This is a genomic window from Sorangium sp. So ce385, assembly GCF_051474135.1.
GTDB lineage: Bacteria > Myxococcota_A > Polyangia > Polyangiales > Polyangiaceae > Sorangium > Sorangium cellulosum_D.
In genome coordinates this window covers 8,303,776-8,320,281 of record NZ_CP150337.1, presented here as the reverse complement: position 1 = coordinate 8,320,281, position 16,506 = coordinate 8,303,776, and the positions used below count along the sequence as shown (strand labels likewise).

Annotated in this window: 1 protein-coding gene (only partly in view); it reads left to right on the top strand. The window is 72.9% G+C overall.

Features of this window, described 5'->3' with window-relative positions:
- Positions 1 to 16,506, top strand: the 3' portion of a protein-coding gene (locus WME83_RS30270; RefSeq protein WP_437313180.1) for an SDR family NAD(P)-dependent oxidoreductase. Its footprint begins 5,940 nt before the window's first position; only the last 16,506 of its 22,446 coding nucleotides appear in the window; its start codon lies beyond the left edge, outside the window; it ends in the stop codon at positions 16,504 to 16,506.

The window sequence follows — 16,506 nt, the reverse complement described above, 5'->3', positions numbered from 1 at the left end:
GCGCAGGCGGCGCAGCTGCGCGACCACGTGGAGGCCCACCCGGAGCTGAGCCTCGGGGACGTGGCGTTCAGCCTGGCGACGACGCGCAGCGCGATGAGCCACCGGCTCGCGGTGACGGCGACGTCACGCGAGTCGCTGCGCGCGGCGCTGGACGCCGCGGCGCAGGGGCAGACGCCGGCGGGCGCGGCGCGCGGCGTCGCGAGCTCGTCGCGCGGGAAGCTGGCGTTCCTGTTTACCGGACAGGGCGCGCAGACGCCGGGGATGGGCCGCGGGCTGTGCGCCGCCTGGCCGGCGTTCCGGGAGGCGTTCGAGCGCTGCGTGGCGCTGTTCGATCGGGAGCTCGACCGCCCGCTGCGCGAGGTGATGTGGGCCGAGCCGGGGAGCGCCGAGGCGCTGTTGCTCGACCAGACGGCCTTCACGCAGCCTGCGCTCTTCACGGTGGAGGTGGCGCTCACGGCGTTGTGGCGGTGGTGGGGCGTGGAGCCGGAGCTGGTCGTCGGCCATAGCGTCGGGGAGCTCGCGGCGGCCTGCGTTGCGGGCGTGTTCTCGCTGGAAGACGCCGTGAGGCTTGTGGCGGCGCGCGGGCGGCTGATGCAGGGGCTCTCGGCCGGCGGCTCGATGGTGTCGATCGGAGCGCCGGAGGCCGAGGTGGCGGCGGCGGTGGCGCCGCACGCGGGGTCGGTGTCGATCGCGGCGGTCAACGGGCCGGAGCAGGTGGTGATCGCGGGCGCCGAGCAAGCGGTGCGTGCGCTCGCGGCGGGGTTCGCGGCGCGCGGCGTGCGCACCAAGCCGCTGCGGGTCTCGCACGCGTTCCACTCGCCGCTGATGGAGCCGATGCTGGAGGAGTTCGGGCGGGTGGCCGCGTCGGTGACGTACCATCGGCCATCGCTTCCGCTGGTGAGCAACCTGAGCGGCAAGCTGGTCACGGACGAGGTGAGCGCGCCGGGCTACTGGGTGCGCCACGTGCGCGAGGCGGTGCGCTTCGCGGACGGGGTCAAGGCGCTGCACGACGCCGGTGCCTGCACCTTCCTCGAAGTGGGCCCGAAGCCGACGCTGCTGGGCCTGCTGCCAGCGTGCCTGCCGGACACGGAGCTGACGCTGCTGGCGTCCCTGCGCGCCGGGCGCGAGGAGCCTGCGAGCGTGATCGAGGCGCTGGGCGGGTTGTGGGCCGCCGGTGGCTCGGTCCGCTGGGCGGGCCTCTTCCCCGCCGATGCGCGGCGGGTGTCGCTGCCGACCTATCCGTGGCAGCGGCAGCGGTACTGGATCGACATCGAGCCTGACAGCCGTCGCCGCGCGGCCGAGGATCCCACCCAGGACTGGTTTTATCGCGTGGACTGGCCGGAGATCCCTCGCAGCCTCCAGGAATCAGAGGAGGCGAGCCGCGGGGGCTGGCTGGTGCTGGCTGACAGGGGTGGAGTCGGCGAGGCGGTCGCGGCGGCGCTGTCGACACGCGGACTTCCGTGCGCCGTGCTCCATGCGGCGGCCGAGACCTCCGCGGTCGCCGAGCAGGTGACCCAGGCGCTCGGTGGCCGCAACGACTGGCAGGGGGTGCTGTACCTGTGGGGTCTGGACGCCGTCGTCGAGGCCGGGGCATCGGCCGAGGAGGTCGGCGACGCGACCCGTCGCGCCACCGCGCCGGTGCTCGGCCTGGCTCGGTTTCTGAGCACCGCGTCTTGCTCACCCCGGCTCTGGATCGTGACCCGAGGGGCCTGCGCGGTGGGCGACGGGCCTGCGATCGCCCCCTGTCAGGCGGCGTTATGGGGCATGGGCCGGGTCGCGGCGCTCGAGCACCCCGCCTCCTGGGGCGGGCTGGTGGATCTGGATCCGGAGCAGAGCCCGACCGAGGTCGAGGCCTTGGTGGCCGAGCTGCTTTCGCCGGACGCCGACGATCAGCTGGCGTTGCGTGGAGGGCGCCGGCGCGCCGCGCGGCTCGTGGCGGCCCCACCGGAGGGAAGCGCGGCGCCGGTGTCGCTGTCCGCGGAGGGGAGCTACCTGGTGACGGGCGGGCTGGGCGCCCTCGGCCTGCTCGTGGCGCGGTGGCTGGTGCAGCGGGGGGCGGGGCACCTGGTGTTGCTCGGCCGGCACGGATTGCCCGACCGGGAGGCGTGGGGCCGAGAGCAGCCGCCCGAGGTGCGCGCGCGCATCGCGGCGGTCGAGGCGCTGGAGGCGCAGGGCGCGCGGGTCACCGTGGCGGCGGTCGACGTGGCCGACGCCGGCGGCATGGCGGCGCTCGTTTCGGCGCTCGAGCCGCCGCTGCGGGGGGTCGTGCACGCCGCGGGTCTGCTCGACGACGGGCTGCTGGCCCACCAGGACGCGGAGCGGCTCGCGCGGGTGCTGCGCCCCAAGGTGGAGGGGGCATGGGTGCTGCACACCCTCACCCGCGAGCAGCCGCTGGACCTGTTCGTCCTCTTTTCCTCGGCGGCAGGCGTCTTCGGCTCGCTCGGCCAGGGCAGCTACGCGGCCGGCAATGCCTTCTTGGACGCGCTGGCGGACCTCCGCCGAGCGCAGGGGCTCGCGGCCCTGAGCATCGCCTGGAGTCTGTGGGCGGAGGGGGGAATGGGCTCGCAGGCGCAGCGCCGCGAGCACGAGGCCTCGGGAATCCGGGCGATGCCGACAGGCGGGGCCCTGGCGGCGATGGAACGGCTGCTCGGTACGCGCACGACGCAGCGCGTGGTCGTACAGATGGACTGGGCCCACGTGGGGGCGGCTCCGCCCGGCGCGAGCCGAGGCCGCTTCTTGGAGCGGCTGGTCACCGCCACGAAAGGGGCCTCCTCCTCGACCGCCCCAGCGCTGGAGCGCTGGCGTAAAGCGTCTGCTGCGGAGACCCGCTCGGCGCTGCACGCGCTCGTGCGCGGCGTGGTCGCCGCGGTGATGGGCTTCACCGACCAGGGCGCCCTCGACGTGCGGCGGGGCTTCGCCGAGCAGGGCCTCGACTCCCTGATGGCCGTGGAGATCCGCAAGCGGCTTCAGGGTGAGCTGGGGATGCCGCTGTCGGCGACGCTGGCGTTCGACCATCCGACCGTGGAGCGGCTGGCGGACTACTTGCTGAGCCAGGTGCTGGACCTGCAGGACCACACCGACGTGCGAAGCATCCGGTCGCCGGCGACCGACGAGCCCATCGCCATCGTGGGCGCCGCCTGCCGCTTCCCGGGCGGGGCCGAGGATCTGGAGTCCTACTGGCAGCTGTTGGCCGAGGGCGTGGTGGTCAGCGCCGAGGTGCCGGCCGACCGGTGGAATGCCGCGGACTGGTACGACCCTGATCCGGAGACCCCAGGCCGGACTTACGTGACCCAAGGCGCCTTCCTGCGCGACGTACAGGGGTTGGATGCGACCTTCTTCCGCGTCTCGCCTCGCGAGGCGATGAGCCTCGACCCGCAGCAGCGGTTGCTGCTGGAGGTGAGCTGGGAGGCGATCGAGCGCGCGGGCCTTGACCCGGACACGCTGCGCGAGAGCCGCACCGGGGTGTTCGTGGGCGCGGGGCTCAACGAGTACTACGTGGACCGGGTGCGCGGCCTCGCCGACGGAGCGGCAGGCCTGTACGGCGGCACCGGCAACATGCTCAGCGTCGCGGCGGGGCGGCTGTCGTTCTTCCTGGGTCTGCACGGCCCGACGCTGGCCGTGGATACGGCGTGCTCGTCATCCCTGGTCGCGTTGCACCTCGCCTGCCAGAGCCTGCGACTGGGCGAGTGCGACCAGGCGCTGGTCGGCGGGGTCAACGTGCTGCTCGCGCCGGACAGCTTCGTGCTGCTCTCACGGATGCGCGCGCTCTCGCCCGACGGGCGGTGCAAGACGTTCTCGGCCGACGCCGACGGCTACGCGCGGGGCGAGGGGTGCGGCGTGGTGGTGCTCAAGCGGCTCCAGGACGCGCAGCGCGCCGGCGACTCCATCCTGGCGGTGATCCGGGGCACCGCGGTGAACCACGACGGCCCGAGCAGCGGGCTGACCGTGCCCAACGGGCCTGCCCAGCAGGCCGTGCTGCGCCAGGCGCTCTCGCAAGCGGGCGTGGCCCCGGTCGACGTTGACTTCGTGGAGTGCCACGGGACCGGGACGGCGCTGGGCGATCCGATCGAGGTGCAGGCGCTGAGCGAGGTGTACGGACCAGGGCGCCCCGGGGACCGACCTCTGGTGCTGGGGGCCGCCAAGGCCAACATCGCGCATCTGGAGGCGGCGGCGGGCCTGGCCGGCTTGCTCAAGGCGGTGCTCGCGCTGGGGCACGAGCAGATACCAGCCCAGCCGGAGCTGGGGGAGCTCAACCCGCACTTGCCGTGGAGCACGCTGCCGGTGGCGGTGCCACGCGAGGCGGTGCCGTGGGCGCGCGGCGCACGGCCGCGTCGGGCCGGCGTGAGCTCCTTCGGGTTGAGCGGGACCAACGCGCATGTGGTGCTGGAGGAGGCGCCGGAGGCGGAGCCGGCGCCCGCGGCGCCGGAGCGCTCCGCGGAGCTCTTCGTGCTGTCGGCCAAGAGCGCGGAGGCGCTGGACGCCGCGGCGGCACGGCTCTCGGCGCACCTGTCCGCGCACCCGGAGCTGAGCCTCGGCGACGTGGCGTTCAGCCTGGCGACGACGCGCAGCCCGATGGAGCACCGGCTCGCCATGGTCGCGACCTCGCGCGAGGCGCTGCGGGGCGCGCTGGACGCCGCGGCGCAGCGGCGGACGCCGCCGGGCGTGGCGCGCGGCAAGGCCGGGTCCTCACGCGGCAAGCTGGCTTTCCTGTTCACCGGGCAGGGCGCGCAGACGCCGGGCATGGGCCGCGGGCTGTACGAGGCGTGGCCTGCGTTCCGGAGGGCGTTCGATCGCTGCGCGGCGCTCTTCGATCGGGAGCTCGACCAGCCTCTGCGCGAGGTGATGTGGGCTGCGCCGGACCTCGCTCGGGCGGCGCAGCTCGATCAGACCGCGTACGCGCAGCCGGCTCTCTTTGCGCTGGAGGTTGCGCTGACCGCCCTGTGGCGCTCGTGGGGCGTGGAGCCGCAGCTGCTCCTCGGCCACAGCATCGGCGAGCTGGTAGCCGCCTGCGTGGCGGGCGTGTTCTCGCTCGAAGATGCCGTGAGGCTCGTGGCCGCACGCGGGCGGCTGATGCAGGCGCTGCCCGCCGGCGGCGCCATGGTCGCCATCGCAGCGTCCGAGGCCGAGGTGGCCGCCGCCGTGGCAGCCCACGCCGCCTCGGTGTCGATCGCCGCGGTCAACGGTCCTGACGCCGTCGTGATCTCCGGCGCCGAGGCGCCGGTGCTCGCCCTCGGCGCGGCGTTCGCGGCGCGCGGGATACGCACGAAGAGGCTCGCTGTCTCCCATGCGTTCCACTCGCCGCTCATGGAGCCGATGCTGGAGGATTTCCAGCGGGTCGCCGCGACGGTCGCGTACAGCGCGCCAGACCGCCCCGTGGTGTCGAACGTCACCGGCGACGTCGCAGGCCCCGAGATCGCCACGCCCGAGTATTGGGTCCGGCATGTTCGAAGCGCCGTGCGCTTCGGCGGCGGGGCAAAGGCGCTGCATACCGCGGGCGCCTCCACGTTCGTCGAGGTCGGCCCGAAGCCGGTCCTGCTCGGGCTCGTGCCAGCGTGCCTCGGAGGAGCGGACGCGATCCTCGTGCCCTCGCTGCGCGCGGATCGCCCGGAGTGCGAGGTGGTCCTCGCGGCGCTCGGGACCCTTTATGCCGGGGGAGGCGCGCTCGACTGGAAGGGCGTGTTCCCCGAGGGCGCGCGCCGCGTCGCGCTGCCCACATATCCCTGGCAGCGTGAGCGCCACTGGATGGCCCCCCTCCCGCGTAGCTCCGCGCCCGCAGGGATCGTGGGTCGCTGGCCGCTCGCTGGTGTCGGGCTCTGCATGCCCGGCGCCGTGCTGCACCACGTGATCTCGATCGGCCCACGCCACCAGCCCTTCCTCAGCGATCACGTCGTGTTCGGCAAGGTGGTGGTGCCCGGCGCCTTTCACGTCGCCGTGATCCTCAGCGTCGCCGCCGAGCGCTGGCCCGAGCGGGCGATCGAGCTGACAGGCGTGGAGTTCCTGAAGGCCATTGCGCTGGAGCCCGGCCAGGAGGTCGAGCTCCACGCCGTGCTCACCCCCGAAGCTGCCGGGGACGGCTACCTGTTCGAGCTCTCCACCTTGGCGGCACCGGAGACCGAACGCCGGTGGACGACCCACGCCCGCGGTCGGGTGCAGCCGACGGAGGGCGCGCCCGGCGCCTTGCCACGCCCCGAGGCGCTGGAGGACCGCGCGATCCAGCCCCTCGACGCCGCCGCGTTCCTCGACAGGTTGTCGGCCGTGCAGATCGGCTGGGGTCCGCTTTGGCGATGGCTGCACGACGGGCGCGTCGGCGAGGAGGCTTTGCTCGCCACCCTCGCGCCGACCTATCCGAACGCCTACGACGTGGCGCCCTTGCACCCGATCCTGCTGGACAACGGCTTTGCGGTGAGCGTGCTGGCAACCCGGAGCGGGCCAGACGACGACCGCACGCCCCGGCTGCCGTTCGCCGTGGAACGGGTGCGGTGGTGGAGAGCGCCGGTTGGAAGGGTGCGGTGTGGCGCCGTGCCGCGGTCGCACGCGCTGGGGGACACGAGCTTCGTGCTGGTCGACGACGCTGGCGAGGTGGTCGCCGAGGTGGAGGGCTTTGTTTGCCGCCGGGCGCCGCGAGAGGCGTTCCTGCGGCAGGAGTCGGGCGCGTCGGCCGCGGCTTTGTACCGCCTCGACTGGCCCGAGGCGCCCTTGCCCAGCGCGCCTGCGGAGCGGATCGCGGGGAGCTGGGTCGTGGTGGCGGCCCCTGGCTCGGAGGTGGCCGCGGCGCTGGCAAGACGGCTCAGCCGCTGCGTCCTCGCCGAGCCCCGAAGCCTCGAAGCGGTCCTCGCGGGGGCGTCTCCCGCAGGTGTGATCTGCCTCTGGGAAACCGGAGCCCACGAGGAGGTGCCGGCGGCGGCGGAGCGCGTGGCGACCGAGGGCCTCTCGGTGGTGCAGGCGCTCAGGGGCCGTGCGGTGCGCCTGTGGTGGGTGACCACGGGCGCAGCGGCTGTCGAGGAAGGCGAGCGGGGGCAGGTCGCCGCGGCGCCGGTGTGGGGCCTGGGCCGGACGGTGATGCTGGAGCGCCCGGAGCTCGGCTGCACCCTCGTGGATCTGGAACCGGAGGCGGACGCAGCGCATTCAGCGGATGTCCTGTTGCGGGAGCTCGGTCGCTCCGACGACGAGACACAGGTGGCCTTCCGTTCCGGAAAGCGCCGCGTGGCGCGGCTGGTGAAAGCGACGACCCCAGAAGGGCTCCTGGTCCCTGACGCGGAGTCCTATCGGCTGGAGGTTGGGCAGAAGGGCACCTTGGACCAGCTCCGCCTCGCGCCGGCACAGCGCCGTGCACCTGGCCCGGGCGAGGTCGAGGTCAAGGCAGCCGCCTCGGGCCTCAACTTCCGGACCGTCCTCGATGTGCTGGGGATGTATCCGGGCGACGCCGGGCCGATGGGCGGAGATTGTGCCGGTATCGTCACGGCGGTGGGCCAGGGGGTGCACCACCTCGCGGTCGGCGATGCTGTCATGACGCTGGGAACGTTGCATCGATTCGTCACGGTCGACGCGCGGCGGGTCGTCCGGCAGCCTGCAGGGCTGACTCCCGCGCAGGCAGCCACGGTGCCCATTGCGTTCCTGACGGCCTGGCTGGCTCTGCACGACCTGGGGAACCTGCAGCGCGGCGAGCGGGTGCTGATCCATGCTGCGGCCGGCGGGGTGGGCATGGCCGCGGTGCAGATCGCCCGCTGGATGGGGGCCGAGGTGTTTGCCACGGCGAGCCCGTCCAAGTGGGCAGCGGTTCAGGCCATGGGCGTGCCGCGGACGCACATCGCCAGCTCGCGGACGCTGGAGTTCGCCGAGGCCTTCCGGCAGATCACCGGCGGCCGGGGCGTGGACGTGGTGCTCAACGCGCTGGCCGGCGAGTTCGTGGACGCGAGCCTGTCCCTGCTGTCGGCGGGCGGGCGATTCCTCGAGATGGGCAAGACCGACATACGGGATCGAGCCGCGGTCGCGGCGGCGCATCCCGGTGTTCGCTATCGGGCATTCGACATTTTGGAGCTCGCTCCGGATCGGACTCAAGAGATCCTCGAGCGCGTGGTCGAGGGCTTCGCCGCGGGGCACCTGCGCGCGTTGCCCGTGCATGCGTTCGCGATCACGAAGGCCGAGGCAGCGTTTCGGTTCATGGCGCAAGCGCGGCATCAGGGCAAGGTCGTGCTGCTGCAAGCGCCTTCCGCGGCGTCCATGGCGCCGGAGGGCACCGTGCTGCTGACCGGTGGGCTCGGAGCGCTGGGTCTCCACGTGGCCCGCTGGCTCGCGCAGCAGGGCGTGCCGCACCTGGTGCTCACAGGCCGACGGGGCCTGGACACGCCCGGCGCTGCCGGAGCCGTCGCGGAGATCGAGGCGCTGGGCGCTCGGGTGACGATCGCGGCGGCGGATGTCGCCGATCGGGATGCGCTCGACGCCGTGCTCCGGGCCATTCCGGCGGAGCGGCCGCTACAGGGCGTGATCCACGCGGCCGGAGTGCTCGATGACGGCGTGCTCGATGAGCAGACCACCGACCGCTTCTCGCGGGTGCTGGCGCCGAAGGTGGCTGGCGCGTGGAACCTGCATGAGCTCACGGCGGGCAAAGATCTCGCGTTCTTCGTGCTGTTCTCCTCGATGTCGGGGCTGCTGGGCTCGGCCGGGCAGTCCAACTACGCGGCGGCCAACGCCTTCCTCGACGCGCTGGCCGCGCACCGGCGGGCCGAAGGCCTCCCGGCGCAGAGCCTCGCGTGGGGCCCATGGTCGGACGGAGGCATGGCAGCGGGGCTCAGCGCGGCGCTGCAGGCGCGGCTCGCTCGGCAAGGGATGGGAGCGCTGTCGCCGGCGCAGGGCACCGCGCTGCTCGGACAGGCGCTGGCTCGGCCGGAGACGCAGCTCGGGGCGATGTCGCTCGACGTGCGCGCGGCGAGCCAAGCCCTGGGGGCGGCGGTGCCCCCTGTGTGGCGCGCGCTGGTGCGCGCGCCGGAGGCGACCCAGACGGCGGCCGGGGTGCAGGGGGCGTGGGCCGCGCGGCTCGAGGCGCTGCCCGAGGCGCGCCGCGCCGACGAGGTGCGCAAGGTCGTGCAGGCCGAGATCGCGCGCGTGCTTTCATGGAGCGCCGCGGGCGCCGTGCCCGTCGATCGGCCGCTGTCGGAGCTGGGCCTCGACTCGCTCACGGCGGTGGAGCTGCGCAACGCGCTCGGCCAGCGGGTGGGCGCGACGCTGCCGGCGACGCTGGCGTTCGATCACCCGACGGTCGACGCGCTCACGCGCTGGCTGCTCGACGAGGTCCTGGCCGTGGCCGAGCCGAGCGTGTCGTCCGCGAGGTCGTCACCGCAGATCGCCCTCGACGAGCCCATTGCCATCATCGGCATCGGCTGCCGCTTCCCGGGCGGCGTGACCGATCCGGAGTCGTTTTGGCGGCTGCTCGAAGAGGGCCGAGATGCCATCGCCGAGGTGCCGCACGAGCGGTGGGACATCGACGCGTTCTACGATCCGGATCCGGACGCGCGGGGCAAGATGACGACGCGCTTCGGCGGCTTCCTGTCCGATATCGACCGGTTCGAGCCGGCCTTCTTCGGCATCTCGCCCCGCGAAGCGACGACCATGGATCCGCAGCAGCGGCTGCTCCTGGAGACGAGCTGGGAGGCGCTCGAGCGCGCCGGGATCTCGCCCGAGCGGCTGGTGGGCAGCGAAACCGGCGTGTTCGTGGGGCTCTTCTACCAGGAGTACGCCGCGCTCGCCGGCCCGCTCGAGGCGTTCGACGGCTACCTGGGCACCGGCACCATGGCCAGCGTCGCCTCGGGCAGGATCTCGTACGTGCTCGGGCTGAAGGGGCCGAGCCTGACGGTGGACACCGCGTGCTCGTCGTCGCTGGTCGCGGTGCACCTGGCCTGCCAGGCGCTGCGGCACGGCGAGTGCTCGGCGGCGCTGGCCGGCGGCGTGGCGCTGATGCTCACGCCGGCGTCGTTCGTGGAGTCCAGCCGGCTGCGGGGCCTGGCTCCCGACGGGCGGTGCAAGAGCTTCTCGGCCGCAGCCGACGGCGTGGGGTGGGGCGAGGGTTGCGCCATGCTCCTGCTCAAGCGGCTGCGCGACGCGCAGCGCGATGGCGATCCGATCCTGTCGGTGATCCGCGGCACCGCGGTGAACCAGGATGGGCGCAGCAACGGACTGACGGCGCCGAGCGGGTCGTCGCAGCAAGAGGTGATCCGTCGGGCCGTGGAGCAGGCGGGGCTGGCCCCGGCGGACATCGGCTACGTCGAGTGCCACGGGACCGGCACGACGCTGGGCGACCCCATCGAAGTGCAGGCGCTGGGCGCCGCGCTGGCAGAGGGGCGCCCCTCGGATCGGCCGCTCGTGATCGGGTCGGTGAAGTCCAACATCGGGCACACGCAGGCTGCGGCGGGCGTCGCCGGCGTCATCAAGGTGGCGCTGGCGATCGAGCGCGGGCTCATCCCCAGGAGCCTGCATTTCGGCGCGCCCAACCCGCACATCCCATGGTCGGAGCTCGCCGTGCAGGTGGCCGCCAGCCCCCTCGAATGGCCGAGGAACGGCGCGCCGCGACGAGCGGGGGTGAGCTCGTTCGGCGTCAGCGGGACCAACGCGCACGTGGTGCTGGAGGAGGCGCCAGCGGCGACGCTCTCGCCGGCGGCGGCGCGTTCAGCGGAGCTCTTCGTGCTGTCGGCGAGGAGCGCCGCGGCGCTCTCGGCGCAGGCGACGCGGCTCTCGGCGCATGTGGTTGCGCGCCCGGAGCTCGGCCTCGGCGACCTGGCGTTCAGCCTGGCAACGACCCGCAGCCCGATGGCGTACCGGCTCGCGGTGGCGGCGACCTCGCGCGAGGCGCTGTGTGCGGCGCTCGACGCGGCGGCGCAGGGGCAGGCGCCGCCCGGAGCGGTCCGCGGCCACGCCTCCACGGGCAGCGCCCCGAAGGTGGTCTTCGTCTTCCCTGGCCAAGGCTCTCAGTGGCTGGGCATGGGCCGAAAGCTCCTCTCTGAAGAGCCCGTCTTCCGCGCCGCGCTCGCGGCGTGCGACGGAGCGATCCAGGCCGAGGCAGGCTGGTCGCTGCTCGCGGAGCTCGCGGCCGACGAGGCCACCTCGCAGCTCGGCCGCATCGACGTGGTGCAACCGGCGCTGTTCGCGATCGAGGTCGCGCTGTCGGCGCTGTGGCGGTCGTGGGGCATCGAGCCGGATGCGGTGGTAGGCCACAGCATGGGCGAAGTGGCGGCCGCGCACGTCGCCGGCGCCCTGTCGCTCGAGGACGCTGTGGCGATCATCTGCCGGCGCAGCCAGCTGCTGCGGCGGATCAGCGGTCGGGGCGAGATGGCGGTCGTCGAGCTCTCCTTGGCCGAGGCCGAGGCCGCGCTCCTCGGCTACGAAGGCCGGCTCAGCGTGGCGGTGAGCAACAGCCCGCGCTCGACGGTCTTGGCGGGCGAGCCGGCAGCCTTGGCAGAGGTGCTGGAGATCCTCTCGGCGAAGGGGGTGTTCTGCCGTCGCGTCAAGGTGGACGTCGCGAGCCATAGCCCGCAGATCGACCCGCTGCGCGACGAGCTCGTGGCAGCGTTGGGCGAGCTCGAGCCGCGACGAGCGACGGTGTCGATGCATTCGACGGTGACGGGGACGACCGTGGGGGGCCCGGAGCTCGGGGCGAGCTACTGGGCGGACAACGTTCGACAGCCGGTGCGCTTCGCCGAGGCGGTGCAAGCGCTGATGGAAGGCGGTCACGGGCTGTTCGTGGAGATGAGCCCGCATCCGATCCTTTCAACGTCGGTCGAGGAGATCCGGCTGGCGACGAAGCGGGAGGGCGTCGCGGTGGGCTCGTTGCGGCGTGGACAGGACGAGCGCCTGTCCATGCTGGAGGCGCTGGGGGCGCTCTGGGTACACGGCGTTGCGGTGGGCTGGGAGCGGCTGTTCTCCGCGGACGGCGCGGGCTTTCATCGCGTGCCGCTGCCGACGTATCCATGGCAGCGTGAGCGGTACTGGGTCGAAGCGAGCGCCGGCGGCGCGGCGAACGGCGGCCGCCTCGTTCATGCGGGCGGTCACCCGCTCCTCGGTGAAATGCAGACCCTGTCGACCCAGAAGAGCGCGCGCGTGTGGGAGACGACGCTGGATCTCAGGCGGCTGCCGTGGCTCGGCGATCACCGGGTGCAGGGGGCGGTCGTGTTCCCGGGCGCGGCGTACCTGGAGATGGCGCTCTCGTCCGCGCACGAGGCCCTGGGTGACGGTCCGCTCCAGCTCACCGACGTGGTCTTCATCGAGGCGCTCGTCCTCGCTGGTGACACGGCGGCGGCGGTGCAGGTCATGGCGACCGAGGAGCAGCCAGGGCGCGTGTCATTCCACGTCGCGAGCCGGGTACCGGGCGAAGGCCGCGCTGCCTTTCGCACCCACGCCCGTGCGGAGCTGCGCCACGCGGTGCGCGCCGAGGTCCCCGCGACGCTGGATCTGGCCGCGCTGCGCGCCCGGCTTCAGGCCAGCGCGCCCGCTGCGGCTACCTATGCGGCGCTGGCCGAGATGGGGATCGCGTACGGCCCAGCGTTCCAGGGGCTCGTCGAGCTGTGGCAGGGGGAGGGCGAGGCGCTGGGGCGGGTGCGGCTTCCCGAGGCCGCCGGCTCCCCAGCGGCATACCGGCTGCACCCCGCGCTCCTGGATTCGTGCTTCCATGTGAGCAGCGCCTTCGCGGACCGCGGCGACACGACGCCGTGGGTACCCGTGGAAATCGGCTCGCTGCGGCTGTTCCAGCGGCCCTCGGGGGAGCTGTGGTGCCATGCGCGGAGCGCGAGCCGCGGAGAGCCGACCCCCGATCGGCGGAGCACGGACTTCTGGGTGGTCGACGGCACGGGCGCGGCGGTCGCCGAGATCTCCGGGCTCGTGATGCAGCGGCTCGCGGGAGGCGCGCGCCGGCGGGAAGAAGACGACTGGTTCCTGGAGCCCGCCTGGGAACCGGCCGCGGCCCCCGGCTCCAAGGTCACGGCGGGCCGGTGGCTGCTCGTCGGCTCGGGCGGCGGGCTCGGCGCTGCGCTCTGCTCGGCGCTGACGGAAGCTGGCCACTCCGTCGTTCATGAGACAGGGCACGGCACGAGCGCCGCCGGGTTGCAGGCGCTCTTGAAGGCGTCCTTCAACGGCCAGGCCCCGACGTCGGTGGTGCACCTCGGCAGCCTCGATGAGCGCGGCGAGCTCGACGCGGAGGGGCCCTTCGACGCCGAAGCCCTCGAGGGGTCGCTGGTGCGCGGCTGCGACAGCGTGCTCTGGACCGTGCAAGCCGTGGCCGGGATGGGCTTCCGAGATCCTCCGCGGTTGTGGCTCGTGACGCGCGGCGCGCAGGCCGTCGGCGCCGGCGACGTCTCCGTGACGCAGGCGCCGCTCCTGGGGCTCGGCCGCGTCATCGCCCTGGAGCACGCCGAGCTGCGCTGCGCTCGGATCGACCTCGATCCAGCGCGGCGCGACGGAGAGGTCGATGTCCTGCTGGCCGAGCTGTTGGCCGACGACGCCGAGGAGGAGGTCGCGTTCCGTGGCGGCGAGCGGCGCGTGGCCCGGCTCGTCCAGAGGCTGCCCGAGGCCGGCTGCCGAGAGACGATCGAGCCCGCCAGAGGCCGGCCCTTCCGGCTGGAGATCGATGGGTCCGGCGTGTTCGACTCCCTGGTGCTCCGAGCCACGGAGCGGCGCTCTCCTGGACCGGGCGAGGTCGAGATCGCCGTCGAGGCGGCGGGGCTCAACTTCCTCGACGTGATGAAGGCCATGGGGATCTGCCCTGGGCAGGGGGACGGTCCGGTCGCGCTGGGCGCCGAGTGCTCCGGCCGAATCGTCGCGACGGGCGAAGGCGTCGAGGGCCTTCGTATCGGCCAGGAGGTGATGGCCATCGCGCCCTTCAGCTTCGGCACCCACGTCACCGTCGACGCCCGGATGGTCGCGCCTCGCCCCGCGGCGCTGACCGCTGCGCGGGCGGCCGCGCTGCCCATCGCGTTCATGACGGCCTGGTATGGTCTCGTCCATCTGGGCCGGCTCCGGGCCGGCGAGCGCGTGCTCATCCACTCGGCGACGGGGGGCACCGGGCTCGCTGCCGTGCAGGTCGCCCGCCACCTCGGCGCGGAGATCTTCGCGACCGCGGGTACGCCGGAGAAACGGGCGTGGCTGCGCGAGCAGGGGATCGCGCACGTGATGGACTCGCGGTCGCTGGACTTCGCCGAGCAAGTGCTGGCCGCGACGAAGGGCGAGGGGGTCGACGTCGTGTTGAACTCGCTGTCTGGCGCCGCGATCGACGCGAGCCTCTCGGCCCTCGTGCCGGACGGCCGCTTCATCGAGCTCGGCAAGGCGGACATCTATGCAGATCGCTCGCTGGGGCTCGCTCACTTCAAGAAGAGCCTCTCCTACAGCGCCGTCGATCTCGCGGGCTTGGCCGAGCGTCGGCCCGAGCGCATCGCGGCGCTGCTGGGGGAGGTGGTGGATCTGCTCGCACGGGGAGCGCTGGAGCCGCTCCCGGTCGAGGTCTTCCCTGTCTCGCGGGCCGCTGACGCGTTCCGGAAGATGGCGCGAGCGCAGCACCTCGGGAAGCTCGTGCTCGCGCTGGAGGACCCGGACGTGCCAATCCGCGTTCCGGTCGAATCCGGCGCGACCATCCGCGCGGACGGCACCTACCTTGTGACCGGCGGCCTGGGTGAGCTCGGTCTGAGCGTGGCTGGATGGCTGGCCAAGCAGGGTGCTGGGCATCTGGTGCTGGTAAGCCGCTCCGGCGCGGTGAGCACGGAGCAGCGGACGGCGGTCGCCGCGCTCGAGGCACACGGCGCGCGCGTCACGGTAGCGAAGGCCGACGTCGCCGATCGGGCGCAGCTCGAGCGGATCCTCGGCGAGGTTACCGCGTCGGGGATGCCGCTCCGCGGCGTCGTTCACGCGGCCGGTCTCTTGGATGACGGGCTGCTGATGCAGCAGACCCCTGCGCGGTTCCGCGCGGTCATGGCGCCCAAGATCCAAGGAGCCTTGCACCTGCACGCGCTGACGCGCGGAGCGCCGCTCTCCTTCTTCGTGCTGTACGCTTCGGGAGCAGGGCTCTTGGGCTCGCCGGGCCAGGGCAACTACGCCGCGGCCAACACGTTCCTCGACGCCCTGGCGCACCACCGGAGGGCGCATGGCCTGCCGGCGCTGAGCGTCGACTGGGGCATGTTCACGGAGGTGGGGATGGCGGCTGCGCAAGAGCGCCGTGGCCCGCGGCTGATCTCTCGCGGGATGCGGGGCATCACCCCCGAGGAGGGCCTGTCCGCTCTGGCGCGCTTGCTCGGGAGCGATCGCGCGCAGGCGGGTGTGATGCCGATCCCTCCGCGGCAGTGGGTGGAGTTCTACCCGGCGACAGCGTCCTCACGGAGGTTGTCGCGGCTGATGACCACGCAGCGCGCGGGCGCTGATCTGCCTACCGGGGATCGGGACCTGCTCGAGCAGCTCGCCTCGGCCGAGCCGAGCGCGCGGGCGGGGCTGCTGCAGACGTTCGTGCGCGTGCAGGTCTCGCATGTGTTGCGCCTCCCTGAAGGCGGGGTCGATGTGGATGCACCGCTCTCGAGCATGGGCATGGACTCGCTCATGAGCCTGGAGCTGCGCAACCGCATCGAGGCTGCGCTGGGCGTCGCCGTGCCTGCGGCCCTGGGGTGGACCTACCCGACGGTCGCAGCGATAGCGCGCTGGCTGCTCGACGACGCCCTCGCCGTCCGGCTCGGCGGCGGGTCGGGCACGGACGGGTCGACGGCGAGCGCCGGAGCGTCCGTCCATCTCCTCCGCTTTCGTCCTGTCGCCAGGCCGCGGGCTCGTCTCTTCTGCTTTCACGGCTTCGGCGGCTCGCCCGAGGGCTTCCGTTCCTGGTCGGAGAAGCCCGAGTGGAGCGATGTGGAGATCCTCGCCATGTGGCACGATCGCAGCCTCGCCTCCGAAGACGCGCCTGGCAAGAAATATGTCCAGGAGGCGGCCTCGCTGATTCAACACCACGCGGACGTACCGTTTGCGCTCATCGGGTTCAGCCTGGGTGTCCGGTTCGTCATGGGGACAGCCGTGGAGCTCACCCGTCGTTCTGGCGCGCCGGTTCCGTTGGCCGTCTTCCTGTTGGGCGGCGGCTTGAGCTTTTCTAAAGAGATCACCGAGGAGATGGAGGCCGACATGATAGCCAAGCTCTTCTTCCGGAACGTCGCGGGTTTCGTACGACCCCTCCAGCAAGTTATGGCCGATGGCCGCGCAGACGAGGTCATCACGAAGACCATGGTGGGGCTGGTCCCCGGCGACCCGAAGGAGCCGCCCGTGAAGATCGCGGCCCCTATCGTCGCCATCGCCGGATCCGACGACTCGATCGTGTCTCCACGCGACGTCCAGGAGCTACAAACTCGCACCACGGAGCGCTTCTACTCGCATCTCCTCCCAGGAGATCACGAGTTTCTCATCGATCGAGAGCGCGAGATCACGCACATCGTCGATTCGCACGTCAATTCGCTGCTCGCCGCGAAGACGACATCGTCAGACCCTGCATACGAGCCTCGATGA